We start from the raw sequence: 13477 nt of genomic DNA, 5'->3' as shown, positions 1-13477 counted from the left end.
CAATACTGTCTTTTTATTGAGTGCTCTGTGCGGTGATTGCGAGGCGCCGCGCGAATGTTCGCTCATGCTGCCGGGCGTTTACCCATAGAGGTAATCGGGCAACCCGGTAGCCAGTTCCGGCCAGAGGGCCAGCAATACCAGCATGAACAGCTGAATGATAATGAAAGGGATCACCCCGCGATAGATCTGAGCGGTGCGAATCTCCGGTGGCGCCACACCTCGAAGGTAGAACAGCGAGAAGCCAAACGGCGGCGTCAGGAACGATGTCTGCAAGTTGAGCGCGATCATGATGCCCAGCCAGACCGGGTCCAGCCCCATCTTCAGCAGTACCGGCGCCACAATCGGCACGACCACGAAGGTGATCTCGATAAAGTCGAGAATGAAGCCTAACAGGAAAATCACCACCATGACGACGATCATGGCGCCCACCACGCCGCCGGGCATGTCCTCGAAGAGGCCGTGGATCAAGTCGTCGCCGCCGTAGCCGCGGAACACCAGCGAGAAGATTGCGGCACCCACCAGGATCAAGAAGACCATGCAGGTGACCCGTGTGGTTTGCTGGCAGACATCCCGTAGTACCTGGACGCCCAACTGGCGGCGCAGGCCCGCCAGTATGGTTGCGCCCAGAGCGCCTACGCCGGCGGCTTCGGTGGGCGTGGCGATGCCGGAAAGAATCGATCCGAGCACGGCGATGATCAGAATCAGGGGTGGGGTAAGGTCGTGTAACAGATTGACTTTACGATGATTTTCGTCGCCTTCGAGGCTGCCGTGAGCTGGCGCGGCCGAGGGCTTGATGAAGGCAACGGCGATCACGTAGAGGATGTAGAGTAAGACCAATAACAGGCCCGGAACCAGCGCCCCCACAAAGAGGTCGCCTACCGAAACCGTGTCGGGACTGAAAATCCCCTGCATGCGCTGGGCCTGCTGGTACGCACTAGACATGACATCGCCCAGCAGCACCAGGGCGATCGACGGCGGAATAATTTGGCCCAAGGTGCCGGTCGCACAGATCGTGCCGGTCGCCAGGGACGGGCTGTAGCCCCGCTTGAGCATGGTTGGCAGTGAGATCAGGCCCATGGTGACCACGGTGGCGCCGACGATACCGGTGCTGGCCGCGAGCAGCATGCCCACCAACGCCACGGAGACGCCCAGACCGCCGCGCAGGCCTTTGAACAGCTCCGCCATGCTTTCCAGCAGATTTTCGGCAATCTTCGACTGCTGCAGCATGCAGCCCATAAAGATGAACAGCGGCACGGCGATCAGCGTCTGATTGGTCATCAAACCGTAAAGGCGGTTGGGGGTGGCGCCCAGGAACCCGGCATCGAAGACGCCGAAGGCCATGCCGCCCAGAGCAAAGGCCAGAGAGGTGCCGGCCAGGGAAAAGGCGACCGGATAACCGGCCATCAATACCAGGCAGACCACGGCAAACATGATCAGGGGGAGAAACTCGATAACAGCGCTCAAAGCTTATTATCCTCCGTGTTCGGGGCGGCTTCTTTGGGAACGGCGCCGACCAACACGGCGAGGTTGCGACATACTTCGGCAACGGCTTGAATCACCATCAATACGCACATGACGGGTATGAGCGTCTTCAGCAGAAACACGGCAGGAATGCCGCTGGTCTCGGGCGAGGTTTCAAAGATTCGCCAAGAGCGCACCACGTAGTCCCAACTGGTGACGAGGATGAAGATCACCACGGGCAGTAGCAGGAGCAGCGTACCGAGCAGGTCTACGACCGCCTTGCCCTTGCCGGACAGGCGCTGGTAGAGGATGTCCACCCGCACATGCTCGTTGTGCTTGAGGGTATAGGCGCTGGCGAGCAGGAACACAATGGCATGGGTGTACATGACACTTTCCTGCATGAAGATGGAGGCCTCGTCGAACGCATACCGCAGAACCACTACGGCGAACGTCAACAGCACCATCGCGATATTGAGCCAGGCCAGGGTGCGACCTGTGACCTCGGTAAAACTATCCAGAAATCCGGTGATACGAAGCAGGGGGGAGCGCTGATACATGATTTTATATTTGTTAGTGGGCAATAAAGGAACATGTTAGTGGTCGCGGCGGGGTCTGCAAGCAAAATGATGCGAATGCCGACGAATGGCTAAGTATTTTCGCCAGATAAGCCGTTTAATCGACTTAATTTTACATCGGGTCTTCGTAGGTGATCATGATCATGACTTCAAGAGCTACATGAAGATCGAAGCGACCTACCGTTAAAACGGGTGTTGCAATTTGTAAAATCGAAGGGGTGTCATATAACTGTCACAAAGAGCGCTTAGGCTTCACACATCGGCTCACCACTGCCGGTTTCGCCAACGGGCCTGACTGCCAAAAAAACCATGCGGTCAGGGATTGCCCGTCAGATAAATCGCATTATGGAGGCTCAACGTGAAAAACCTGAAAGCAGCTGTCGCAAGCGTAGCGGTAGCCGGCGCCCTGGCCGCCGTATCGACGCCGACCCTGGCGCGTGACACCATCAACATCGTCGGTTCTTCCACTGTTTATCCGTTCGCGACTGTTGTGGCTGAGCGCTTTGGTCGTAACTCCGATTTCCCCACTCCGAAGCTGGAATCCACCGGTTCCGGCGGCGGTCTGAAGCTGTTCTGTGACGGTGTTGGCACTCAGCACCCGGACATTACCAACGCCTCTCGCCGTATGAAGCCGAGCGAGTTCGAGCGTTGCCAGAGCAATGGCGTTAAAGAAATTACCGAAGTGAAGATCGGCAGCGACGGTATCGTTATCGCCAGCTCCAATGAAGCTGAGAACCTAGAAGTCACTCTGAAACAACTGTATCTGGCCCTGGCCAAGCAGGTTCCGAGTCCCGACGGCGGCGACAAGCTGGTCAACAACCCGTACAAAAAGTGGAACGAAGTGGATTCCAGCCTGCCGAATAAGCCGATCCGTGTGATGGGCCCCCCGCCGACTTCCGGCACCCGTGATGCCTTCAACGAGCTGGTCATGGAAGCCGGCTGTGAAGAAATCCCGATGATCGAAAAGATGGAAGGCGACAAGAAGGATCAGGCGTGCATGAGCATGCGTGAAGACGGCGCCTTCATCGAAGCCGGCGAGAACGACAACCTGATCGTGCAGAAGTTGACGGGCGATACCGCGGCATACGGCATCTTCGGCTACAGCTTCCTGGAAGAGAATGCCGGCACCCTGCAGGCGGCCACCATCAACGGCAAAGAGCCGACCATGGAGAATATCTCCAGCGACGCTTACCCGGTGGCCCGTTCACTGTGGTTCTACGTGAAGAAAGCTCACGTTGGCGTGGTACCGGGCCTCCCCGAGTACGTGACCGAGTTCACCAGCGAACAGACCTGGGGCCCGAACGGCTACCTGGCTGACGTTGGCCTGATCCCGCTCGACGAATCCGCCCGTAAGCAGTGGGCCGAGCAGGCTCAGAACCTGAAGTCGATGACCGGTGACGAGCTCAAGTAAGCTGGCTCGACCACGTCGGTGATTGAAAGTGCGGGGTCCTCAGGGCTCCGCACTTTTCGCGTCTCCAGAGGCGCTTATTTTTGCAAGTGATGTCTGGTTCCGAACGTATGTGCTGGTTTTGACTGTGCGCCGGAATCTAAAGCGAGTTCTGGGCCGTTGTGACCCGCTGGCAGTGAAGGGTTAGACTGTAGCGCCAAAATCGCGGCTCAACGCCAGAAACGAGACCCAAAGAGAGAAAACATGCAACCGGCCAATCTTTTTCCGCTGATTGTGGTCCTGGTGGGCATTGCGTTCGCACTGGGCTACGCCCGTTCCCGTGCCGTCGCATCGCCGCTGGGTGGGATACGCCATCTCAAATCCCTGCCTTTTTATTATGCGACCCGAGCGGCTTTTTGGTGTGGCCTGCCCGCCCTGATCATTTTCGGCTTTTGGCTCAGTTTCGAAGACAAAATCATCCAAACGATGGTTGTTGCGTCGTTGCCGGAGGATCTGCGGCCAGATTCAGCAGGCCGGGCGAGCCTCATCCTGTCCCAGATCAGTAACGTCGCCTCGGGTGCTTTGAACCCGAAATACGCGCCAGAGGGTATCGTTGAAGCATCGAAGCTGCTGACGACACTGCGGGACGAAAGCAAGTTCATGATGTCCTTACTGGTGATCTGCGTCGCCATTCTCGGCGCGTTTGTCGCCTGGCTGCGGATTGCTCCGCACATCAACGCCCGTGAAAAAGTGGAATCCACGCTGCGCAAAATCTTTTTCATGTGTGCGGCGCTGGCGATCCTCACCACCCTTGGCATTGTGTTTTCCGTGATTTTCGAGACTGTTCGCTTTTTTAATAAGGTCTCTTTCTTCGAGTTTTTCTTGGGCACCAGTTGGAGCCCGCAGACCGCTATCCGTGCGGATCAGGTCGGTGCGGAAGGTTCCTTCGGCATGATTCCGCTGTTCGTCGGTACGCTGCTGATTTCCGCCATTGCCATGATAGTGGCCGTGCCGGTGGGACTGATGTCGGCGATCTACCTGTCCGAGTATGCCTCCAAGCGCATGCGCGGCATCATCAAGCCGCTGCTGGAAATGCTGGCCGGTATTCCGACGGTGGTTTACGGTTTCTTCGCGGCCCTGACGGTCGCGCCGTTCATTGCCGACGCCGCCCAGGCCATCGGGTTGAGTGCATCCACCGAGAGCGCGCTGGCCGCGGGTTTGGTGATGGGGGTGATGATCATCCCGTTCGTGTCGTCGCTGTCCGACGATGTGATCAACGCCGTGCCGCAAACAATGCGGGACGGCTCGCTGGCCCTGGGCGCTACCCAGGCTGAAACCATGACCAAGGTGATCTTCCCGGCGGCCCTGCCGGGCATCATGGGGGGCATCCTATTGGCTGTCTCCCGTGCCATCGGCGAAACCATGATCGTGGTCATGGCCGCCGGTCTCGCCGCCAACCTGACGGCCAATCCGCTGGAAGCGGTCACCACCGTGACGGTTCAGATCGTCACCCTGCTCACCGGTGACCAGGAATTCGACAGCGCCAAGACCCTGTCCGCCTTCGCCCTGGGCATGATGCTGTTCGTCGTCACCCTGGTGCTGAACATCGTCGCCCTTCATGTGGTCCGCAAATATCGGGAACAGTATGAGTAATTCACACGAACAGGCGGAACTTGTCCGCAAATCGCTCAAGCGCCGGTATCGTAAGGAACGGCGCTTCCGGCTCTACGGCATCCTGGCTATTGCCCTGGCGCTTTCGGCGCTGGTAATTCTGTTTACCGACATCATCGGCAAGGGGTATTCGGGCTTCATCAAGACCACGGTGACCCTTGAGGTTCGACTGGATCCCGAGATGATGGAGATTGAAGATCCCTCGGACCCGGAATCGCTGCGGCGAGCCAACTACGGCGCGCCCATTGTCGAGGCGTTGAAGCGGGCTGTGCCCAGCGCCGGTGACGGCGACGAGAAAGCGTTGGGGCGTTTGATCAACCCCTACGCCTCAGGCACGTTGCGTGATGCCGTCATCGACAGGCCGGAAATCCTGGGTTCACCCCAGAAGATGACCTTCCTGACCAGCGACGACACCAGCGTCTACGTCAAACACGCGGATGATACCAGCTACTCCATCAAGCTCTCCGAAGACCAGCAACGCTGGGTGGACGAATTGGTGCAGTCCGGTGCGATTCAAGGGGCCTTTAACGACGAGTTCTTCCTCAACGGAGACAGCCGTGAACCGACCAGTGCCGGTGTATTGGGTGCCATGGTCGGCTCCCTACTGACCATGGTCGTGACGCTGCTGCTCGCGTTCCCCATCGGTGTGGCCGCGGCCATCTACCTGGAGGAGTTCGCGCCACAGAACAAGCTGACCGATTTTATCGAAGTTAACATCAACAACCTGGCCGCGGTGCCGTCGATTATTTTTGGTCTGCTGGGTCTGGCAGTGTTCATCAACCTGTTCGGCCTGCCGCGCTCGGTGCCGCTGGTAGGTGGTCTGGTGCTGACGCTGATGACGCTGCCGACGATCATTATTTCCAGCCGGGCGGCGATCAAGAGTGTGCCACCGTCGATTCGCGAGGCGGCCGAGGGCATCGGCGCCTCCAAGATGCAGGTGGTGCTGCACCATGTGCTGCCACTGGCGATGCCCGGCATGCTCACCGGCTCCATCATCGGTATGGCCCAGGCGCTGGGTGAAACCGCGCCGCTGCTGCTGATTGGCATGGTGGCCTTCATCGTCGACGTGCCGGACGGTCTGACGGACCCGGCCACGGTTTTGCCGGTACAGATTTTCCTTTGGGCAGGGAGCCCGGAACTCGCATTTATTGAACGGGCGTCCGCTGCCATTATGGTCCTGCTGACGTTCCTGATCGGTATGAACGCCTTAGCCATCTGGATGCGCCGCCGCCTTGAGCGCCGGTGGTAACAGGAGATTTTCCATGAACACCATGAACCCAGGTCTCACAGACAGCATGGAGACGCCCGAGGAAGAACGGATCCCGCAGGCCGAAGCCCCGTTTGACGATACCAAGCTCGAGGGCAAGACGGTCGGGACGCCGTTCGTATCCGATCCGAAATTCAGTTTGCGCAACGTCGAGGTTTTCTACGGCGCCAACCGGGCGATCAAGAATATCAGCCTGGACATCGCCAAGAACGAGGTCATTTCGTTCATCGGCCCGTCCGGTTGCGGCAAGTCCACGTTCCTGCGCTGCCTCAACCGAATGAACGACAGTATCGATATCTGTCGCGTCAAAGGCGAGCTGCAACTGGATGGCAACAACATCTACGACCCCAAGCGGGACGTCGTCGAATTGCGCGCGCGGGTCGGAATGGTCTTCCAGAAGCCCAACCCGTTTCCCAAGTCCATCTACGATAACGTGGCCTACGGCCCGCGGATTCATGGCTTGGCCAACCGGAAATCGGACCTGGACGATATTGTCGAGCGGAGTCTGCGCGCTGCCGGATTGTGGAGTGAGGTCAAGGATCGGCTCGACACCACCGGTACCGGCCTCTCCGGTGGCCAGCAGCAGCGTCTATGTATTGCCCGCGCGATTGCCGTTAGTCCGGAGGTTGTGCTGATGGACGAGCCCTGTTCAGCGCTGGACCCGATTGCCACGGCGAGGGTCGAGGAGTTGATCTCGGAGCTGTCCGAGAGCTATACCATTATTATCGTAACGCACTCGATGCAGCAGGCAGCACGTGTCTCTCACCGGACGGCCTATTTCCACCTGGGGCATCTGGTGGAGGTGAGTGAAACCAATAAGGTCTTTACCTCGCCTGAACACGAACTCACAGAATCCTATATTACCGGTCGTTTCGGTTAATCCGAACCGGAAGCGGAGATTGAGCATGAAGAAAAAGGAAGATGTCTACGGCGATCACATTTCCCACCAGTTCAACGCGGATCTGGCGGGCCTCAAGGAGGATTTTCTGCGCATGGGCGGGATGGTCGAGCAGCAGGTGATCGACGCCGTCGACGCGCTGATCGACGGTGACGGCCACCGCGCCGACGAAATCCGCGGCCGCGACAAGCAGGTGGATCGTCTGGAGCTGGAAATCGACGAGGAAGCGACTCGCATCATCGCACGCCGTCAACCGGCAGCCCGGGATCTGCGGCTGGTGATTTCCGTCATCAAGATGGTGTCCGATCTGGAGCGGATTGGCGACGAGGCCAAGAAGATCGCCAAGTTCGCACTCAGCCTGTCCGAGGAGGGCAAGGCGCCGCGCGGTTACGTGGAGGTGCGCCACATTGGCAACCACGTGGGCCAGATGCTGCGCGATGCCCTCGACGCCTTCGCCCGCCTGGATTCCGAGCAGGCCCTGCGGATCATGAAGGAAGACAAGCGCGTCGACGAGGAGTACCAGGCGGCCACACGCACGCTGGTGACCTTCATGATGGAAGATCCGCGCAACATCTCCCGCTGCATGTCGGTCATGTGGGTGCTGAGGGCGCTGGAGCGCATCGGCGATCATTCCTGCAACCTGGCCGAACACGTCATCTTCATGGCTAAGGGCGAGGACGTACGCCACACACCCATGGAAGAGGCCGAGAAAGTCGTCGGTAGCTAAACTTTCCGGCTGATGCCGGATGGCGAACATCGTCTGTCGCGAGCGCGGCAGGCGATGTTTGGCCTGGCTAAGCCCGAATGCGTTGCAGACGGAGACAGGTCCCCATTCTCAACGCCCTCTATTCTCAATAAATGGTCATCTTCTCCCGCGGTTTCCCGCTTGCGGCGACAGGTTCGGCATGGCATAACGGACCCAACCCTCTGGAGAAGTGAAAAACCGCAATGCGAGTATTCCCCAAACCGAACGTGATCCGCTTGGCCTCGCTGCACGCGCTGGGCTTTGTGCTGTTGTTCCTGATGGGCGCTGTCGCTCAGGCGAGCGTACTGTCAGAATCCGTCGTCCGCAAATCGCCCCTGGGAGAGATCATTTCGCAGTACCCGGTCATGATGAGCCAGGGTATCCGCCAGGGCCTGAAGCAGACCGGGCAGGTCGATCCGCTCATCGCCGATACCATCGGTGGCATCGTGAGCCGCGCTTTCAGCAGCGCCGATATACGCCGGCAAGTGATCAATGATCTGGAACAGGGTCTGGACGAGAACCAGCTTCAGTCGGTACTGGCATGGTACGAAACACCCCTTGGCGAGAGGATCACCGGCGCCGAAATCGCCGCTTCGAGCCCGTCTGCCTGGCAGAAGGTGGAGTCCAGCGCCACTGATTTGGCAGAAAAGTACAAAGGCACCGAAAGAGCCGACCTGTTTACCCATTTCGACCGGGCATCGCGTGCTACCGAGAGCACCGTGGATACGGCGGTCGCCGTTCAGTTGGGTCTGGCCTCGGCCATGTCTGCGTTCAGCAGCCAAGGGCCCACCTTCGAAGAAATGAAGGCACAGATCGAAAGCCAACGCATGATGTTGCGCGGCGCGGTTGAACAGCAGGTCTATGCGGCCTACCTCTACACCTACGAAGATTTCGACCTCGCCGAGATAAAACAGTACATCGATTTTCTGGAAACCGATGCCGGCGCCACATACACCCGCGTCGTCACCAACAGTATTCAGCAGTCGATCATGGAACCGGTGGACACCATCGGGGCGCAGCTTGTGCGCTTGCTGAATCCGGGCGCGCGTACCCAGTAACAAGCGCCTTACCGCAAACTCTCATCCTGAGCCTGTGCCAATGCGAACGCGGTGTGGGCTCCGGATGTTCTCTTTCCCATACCGCTCCCTTTGCCGCAGGCCGGCCCGGACGGGGCACTTCTCGTGCCCGAAACAGCGATTTGCCGAATTTGAGCGCAAGACCCGGAGTGTCTGTGGGTCACTCAAACGGTAAATTTGGCGTAGCATAAGCCTGTGAGAGGAGCGTTGCGCCATGACTGCCCATGATGAAAAGATCCGAGCCCTGCGAGATCCACGCTGGGCCGCGTTGCAGAACCGCGATCCACAGGCGGACGGTCGCTTTGTCTACGCCGTGCGCACCACCGGCGTTTATTGCCGGCCAGCTTGCCCCTCCCGTCTGGCCAAGCCCGAAAACATTGAGTTCCACGATACGGCCGGTGCCGCGGAACGCGCCGGATATCGCCCGTGCAAACGCTGCCGGCCGGACGAAGAATCCGGCGCCTCTCCACGCACGCGCACCGTCACGGACCTTTGTCGTTTTATCGAAGCGGCGCAAACGACGCCCAGCTTGGCCGAGTTAGCCGCGCGAGCTGGCTGGAGCCCTTACCACCTGCAGCGGACCTTCAAGGCCGTGACTGGCGTCTCGCCCAGAGCCTACGCAGAGGCCCATCGTGCCCGGCGCGTACGCCAGGGGCTGGCCAACGGCGCGTCGGTCACCGATACATTGTACGAGGCTGGTTACAACTCCAATGGCCGCTTCTATGCCCAATCCAATCAGATGCTGGGCATGACCCCGACCCAATACCGGGCCGGTGGCAGCGAGGCCGATATCCGCTTTGCCGTTGGGGAGTGTTCTCTTGGCGCTATTCTGGTCGCGCAGAGCGAAAAAGGCGTCTGCGCAATCTTGATGGGGGACGACCCCCACAGCCTTGTGCAGGAGCTTCAGGATCAGTTCAACACCGCCAACCTGATTGCCGGCGACCGGCTTTTTGAGGACATCGTTGCTCGTGTCGTAGGGTTTATCGAGGCTCCGCGAACCGGGCTGGAGCTGCCATTGGATATTCGCGGCACCGCCTTCCAGCGGCGGGTCTGGGAAGCCTTGCAGAAAATCCCGCCGGGCCAGACCTTGAGCTACAGTGAAGTGGCCCATCGCATCGGCTCCCCCAAAGCCGTGCGCGCCGTCGCCCGAGCCTGCGCCGCCAACCGGCTGGCCGGAGCGATTCCCTGCCACCGGGTGGTGCGCAACGATGGCGGCCTGTCTGGCTACCGCTGGGGTGTCGAGCGCAAGCGGATTTTGCTGGAGCGAGAATCGGACGATCGACCGGTCCTGGCTCTTTAGGCGACCGATAAGAAGAATCAAGCGAACGATACGAAGGAGGCGAGCGTTGACGGAATCACTTCAAGCCCTATGTCGCTGTCGTGTCCCATTGCCGGCGAACTTCCGTTCCACGGATGTGCTGGCCTTCCATCAGCGCGATGCAGAGCAGCTTTCTGAGCAGGTAACCGACAACCAGCTCCAAAAAGGAATACTCTGGGCCGGACAGCCTGCGCGCCTGACGATCGAATTCTCCAACGATAGCGCCACGGGCATGCTTGCGGTGGACGGCGAGCCGCAAGTGCCCGCGTTATCGGACCTTGAGCGCATGGTGCGCCGAATGCTGGGTCTGTTGCAGCCGGTGGATCTCTTCGAACAGACCCATCGCGATCATCCGCAGCTGGGGCCCGTCATCGCTCGTAATCCAGGGCTGCGGGTGCCCCAGACAGCCACGCCATTCGAGGCCCTCACTTGGGCGATTATCGGCCAGCAGATCAGCGTTGGCGCTGCCGTATCCATTCGCCGTCGCTTTATCAAAGCAGCCGGACGCCAGCATTCCAGCGGTCTGTGGTGCTTCCCCGATGCCCGCGCGGTCACGGCCCTGACGCTGGACGAGATGCGCGGTACAGGCTTGTCGCGCACCAAGGCCCAGACCATTCAGGCCATCAGCGAACAGATTGAGCAGAAGACACTACCGCTGGATAGCTGGCTCGACGATACCTCCGCCGAAACCATCGAGGAACAGCTGCGTCAGATACGCGGCATTGGCCCCTGGACCATCAGCTATACGCTCTTGCGGGGTTTTGGCTGGCTGGACGGCTCCCTTCATGGCGACGTGGCGGTGCGTCGTAATCTTCAGACAGTGATGGGCCGGCCCGAGAAACTCACCGAAAAGGAAACCCGCCTCTGGCTGGAGGGTTTTTCGCCCTGGCGCGCGCTGGTGGCAGCTCACTTATGGGCGATGCAATCCGCCGCAGGTTATTGACGGTTTCTTGAGGTGCCTTAAATAATTTCGCCCTGGTGTCGATTTCCGGTGGACTCGTTCGACGACTTATTGAACCTTCCGACAGGAACTGAACGAAGTCACACCCGAGCGCTGTAGCCTCCAGCGAGTGGCACCTGCACGATGAGTATTGACTACCAAATCAGCGCTGAACTATTGAATGAGGAGAAGAACAATGTCTTATGTTGATGGTTTTGTCGTTGCCGTTGCCGCCGAAAACAAAGAGGACTATATCCGGGTTGCCAAGGAAGCCGCCGGAATCTTTAAAGACCACGGTGCGCTACAGGTGGTCGAGTGCTGGGAGGACGACGTGCCCGAAGGCAAGGTGACCTCATTTCCTATGGCGGTCCAGCGTAAGGATGGGGAAAAGGTGGTTTTCTCCTGGATTCTCTGGCCAGACCGCGCCGCCCGCGACGAGGGCATGAAGAAATCCATGGAAGACAGCCGCATGAATATGGACATGAGCCAGATGCCATTCGATGGTCAACGGATGATTTTTGGTGGTTTTGAGAAGATGCTGGATCTCTGAACTTACCCGGATAACCATTTTTCCAGACGCACTTTGCAAGCCGACCGTAAATTTTTGCCGGGGCTGTCGTGCAAAAACGACAGCCCCGGTCCTCTTCCTCAGCTTCTCTTTAGAATGATATTTTATTGGCATTCTCGTACAGCAGGGTGCGGTTGCCGCGCTATGCTAATAAAGGAGTAAACGGGGCGGCGGCCCGCTCCACCGCAGATCCATGACGAGGGAGAGTCGATCATGCTCAAAGTTATCGTAACGGCGGTAGTGGTTTCAGCCTTTTGTGTACCGGGTGCCTGGGCGCAGAGTGGGGATTCGTCCCCGCGTGACCATTTTCAGACGCTCGACAAGGACGGCGACGGCGCACTCAATGAGGAAGAGCTGAGCGCCTTTGGCGCGCCATCGGCGGGCTCTCAGACCGGTAATGAAGAAAGCGACCGGGGACAGCGAGTCATGAACATGTATGACAATAATGGCGATGGCGAGGTGACGCCGGACGAATTCGACGATCCCCGGGAGGGGCAGCGCCAGTGGCAATGCACGGATTGCCCGACTGGCGTCGAGAAGCGCGAAAAAGTTCGGGATCAGATGGACGACTCTTGAGTGTAATACGCTGCTTTTCCTACGGCTCGAATATGTCCTTTCGCCGCCTGACCGCGCGGGTCGCGTCGGCTCGGTTCGTGGCGGTGGCGGCTTTACCCGAACACGCTCTACGGTTCCACAAGATGGGCCTCAAGGACCGCTCCGGTAAATGCGATGCCGCCCATACCGGTGATTCCGAGGATCGGGTTATCGGCGTCGTGTTCGAAATTTCGGCGACAGACAAGCGGCGTCTGGATCGCATTGAGGGGCTGGGCTTTGGCTATCGGGAGAAAGAGGCGGAGGTCGTCGCTGAGAATGGCGAACGGTTTAATGTACGTCTCTACGTCGCGCGCCATATCGACCCGTCCTGGAAACCCTACCATTGGTACAAGAACCACGTGCTGACCGGAGCGCGGGAGAATGGGCTGCCTGCCGGCTACATTGCCCGCATCGAGGCTGTCGAATCCGTGACGGATCGCGATCATAAGCGCTGCGAGCGGGAGTTTTCTATCTATCGCCAATAAGGGGCTATTGCCCCTCTCGCACACCGCTGCGATCAGCCACTGGATGTCCTGGGTAACCTATTAATATTCTGGTAAATATATTGTTCAGAGAGGCACTGTCCACTTAGGAAAGGAACGCGTTGTCATGGAGACGTTTCGTTTTTCAGACGAAGAAAAAAGCCAGGTCGTACAAAAGGTCAAACGCTACTTTCAGCAAGAGATGGACCAGGACATTGGCGGTTTCGACGCCGAGTTCCTGATTGATTTTTTTGCTGACGAAATCGGGGCTTATTTTTATAACCGCGGGCTCTACGACGCCCAGGCGGTTTTCACTCGAAAAATGCATGATCTGGACGACGAAGTCCTGGCCCTGGAGCGGCCGACCGAATTCAGCAAGTAGCCCGGCGCGCCGACCTGAAACTAATTGATCGCGAGGAATCTGCTGATTCGGTTCCGGGCATAATCGATCCTGTCACCAAACCGTCACAAAACTTCCATAACCTGCCAGGCATT

General features: G+C 58.7%; 14 protein-coding genes. 12 read left to right on the top strand and 2 right to left on the bottom strand.

Features of this window, described 5'->3' with window-relative positions:
* Positions 1–78 precede the first annotated feature (78 nt).
* Both FXO11_RS19065 and FXO11_RS19060 read right to left on the bottom strand, forming a co-directional pair.
* On the bottom strand, positions 79–1431 hold the full coding sequence (locus FXO11_RS19065; RefSeq protein ID WP_148864985.1) for a TRAP transporter large permease: 1353 nt from the start codon (positions 1429–1431) through the stop codon (positions 79–81).
* 29 nt (positions 1432–1460) lie between these two features.
* Positions 1461–2018, bottom strand: coding sequence for a TRAP transporter small permease subunit (locus FXO11_RS19060; RefSeq protein ID WP_148864522.1), 558 nt, complete (start codon positions 2016–2018; stop codon positions 1461–1463).
* 376 nt (positions 2019–2394) lie between these two features.
* Here FXO11_RS19060 and FXO11_RS19055 point away from each other — a divergent pair, with 376 nt between their 5' ends.
* The 12 genes from FXO11_RS19055 to FXO11_RS19000 all read left to right on the top strand — a co-directional run bounded on the left by FXO11_RS19055 (position 2395) and on the right by FXO11_RS19000 (position 13364).
* Entirely contained in the window at positions 2395–3447 is a 1053-nt protein-coding gene (locus FXO11_RS19055) for a substrate-binding domain-containing protein (protein ID WP_202980258.1), read from the top strand.
* Positions 3448–3687: 240 nt separating this feature from the next.
* Positions 3688–5076, top strand: coding sequence for a phosphate ABC transporter permease subunit PstC (gene pstC / locus FXO11_RS19050; protein ID WP_148864521.1), 1389 nt, complete (start codon positions 3688–3690; stop codon positions 5074–5076).
* Positions 5069–6343 (top strand): phosphate ABC transporter permease PstA, encoded by a 1275-nt coding sequence (pstA, locus tag FXO11_RS19045; RefSeq protein ID WP_148864520.1) that lies wholly within the window; start codon positions 5069–5071, stop codon positions 6341–6343. The genes pstC and pstA overlap by 8 nt, the downstream gene beginning before the upstream one ends.
* 46 nt (positions 6344–6389) lie before the next feature.
* A complete protein-coding gene (gene pstB, locus FXO11_RS19040) occupies positions 6390–7241 on the top strand; it encodes a phosphate ABC transporter ATP-binding protein PstB (protein WP_406565654.1) in 852 nt (283 codons plus the stop codon).
* A gap of 25 nt (positions 7242–7266) precedes the next feature.
* Complete coding sequence (gene phoU / locus FXO11_RS19035) at positions 7267–7986, top strand: phosphate signaling complex protein PhoU (RefSeq protein WP_148864518.1); 720 nt, start codon at positions 7267–7269, stop codon at positions 7984–7986.
* 221 nt (positions 7987–8207) lie between these two features.
* The gene (locus tag FXO11_RS19030) at positions 8208–9062 is read left to right on the top strand and encodes a DUF2059 domain-containing protein (RefSeq protein ID WP_148864517.1); all 855 of its coding nucleotides are present in this window, start codon (positions 8208–8210) and stop codon (positions 9060–9062) included.
* Positions 9063–9294: 232 nt separating this feature from the next.
* Positions 9295–10380 carry a bifunctional DNA-binding transcriptional regulator/O6-methylguanine-DNA methyltransferase Ada gene (gene ada, locus FXO11_RS19025; protein ID WP_148864516.1) on the top strand — a complete coding sequence of 362 codons (1086 nt, stop codon included), beginning with the start codon at positions 9295–9297 and terminating at the stop codon, positions 10378–10380.
* 46 nt (positions 10381–10426) lie between these two features.
* On the top strand, positions 10427–11341 hold the full coding sequence (locus tag FXO11_RS19020) for a DNA-3-methyladenine glycosylase 2 (protein ID WP_227545971.1): 915 nt from the start codon (positions 10427–10429) through the stop codon (positions 11339–11341).
* A gap of 193 nt (positions 11342–11534) precedes the next feature.
* Positions 11535–11888 (top strand): DUF1428 domain-containing protein, encoded by a 354-nt coding sequence (locus FXO11_RS19015; protein WP_148864514.1) that lies wholly within the window; start codon positions 11535–11537, stop codon positions 11886–11888.
* Between the two features lie 231 nt (positions 11889–12119).
* Complete coding sequence (locus tag FXO11_RS19010) at positions 12120–12482, top strand: EF-hand domain-containing protein (protein WP_148864513.1); 363 nt, start codon at positions 12120–12122, stop codon at positions 12480–12482.
* Between the two features lie 32 nt (positions 12483–12514).
* A complete protein-coding gene (locus tag FXO11_RS19005) occupies positions 12515–12985 on the top strand; it encodes a gamma-glutamylcyclotransferase (protein ID WP_264766188.1) in 471 nt (156 codons plus the stop codon).
* 124 nt (positions 12986–13109) lie between these two features.
* Positions 13110–13364 carry a DUF2164 domain-containing protein gene (locus FXO11_RS19000; protein ID WP_148864511.1) on the top strand — a complete coding sequence of 85 codons (255 nt, stop codon included), beginning with the start codon at positions 13110–13112 and terminating at the stop codon, positions 13362–13364.
* Positions 13365–13477 lie beyond the last annotated feature (113 nt).

Origin of the sequence: Marinobacter fonticola, assembly GCF_008122265.1 — a bacterium.
Taxonomy (GTDB): Bacteria; Pseudomonadota; Gammaproteobacteria; order Pseudomonadales; family Oleiphilaceae; genus Marinobacter_A; species Marinobacter_A fonticola.
The sequence above is the reverse complement of the archived record's forward strand: the minus strand, read 5'-3'. Positions and strand labels throughout refer to the sequence as shown.

Coding starts and splice junctions, on each gene's coding strand:
- FXO11_RS19065 (WP_148864985.1), bottom strand. CDS start 1,431: ATGTTTGCCGTGGTCTGCCTGGTATTGATGGCCGGTTATCCGGTCGCC.
- FXO11_RS19060 (WP_148864522.1), bottom strand. CDS start 2,018: ATGTATCAGCGCTCCCCCCTGCTTCGTATCACCGGATTTCTGGATAGT.
- pstC (WP_148864521.1), top strand. CDS start 3,688: ATGCAACCGGCCAATCTTTTTCCGCTGATTGTGGTCCTGGTGGGCATT.
- pstA (WP_148864520.1), top strand. CDS start 5,069: ATGAGTAATTCACACGAACAGGCGGAACTTGTCCGCAAATCGCTCAAG.
- pstB (WP_406565654.1), top strand. CDS start 6,390: ATGGAGACGCCCGAGGAAGAACGGATCCCGCAGGCCGAAGCCCCGTTT.
- phoU (WP_148864518.1), top strand. CDS start 7,267: ATGAAGAAAAAGGAAGATGTCTACGGCGATCACATTTCCCACCAGTTC.
- FXO11_RS19030 (WP_148864517.1), top strand. CDS start 8,208: ATGCGAGTATTCCCCAAACCGAACGTGATCCGCTTGGCCTCGCTGCAC.
- ada (WP_148864516.1), top strand. CDS start 9,295: ATGACTGCCCATGATGAAAAGATCCGAGCCCTGCGAGATCCACGCTGG.
- FXO11_RS19015 (WP_148864514.1), top strand. CDS start 11,535: ATGTCTTATGTTGATGGTTTTGTCGTTGCCGTTGCCGCCGAAAACAAA.
- FXO11_RS19010 (WP_148864513.1), top strand. CDS start 12,120: ATGCTCAAAGTTATCGTAACGGCGGTAGTGGTTTCAGCCTTTTGTGTA.
- FXO11_RS19005 (WP_264766188.1), top strand. CDS start 12,515: ATGTCCTTTCGCCGCCTGACCGCGCGGGTCGCGTCGGCTCGGTTCGTG.
- FXO11_RS19000 (WP_148864511.1), top strand. CDS start 13,110: ATGGAGACGTTTCGTTTTTCAGACGAAGAAAAAAGCCAGGTCGTACAA.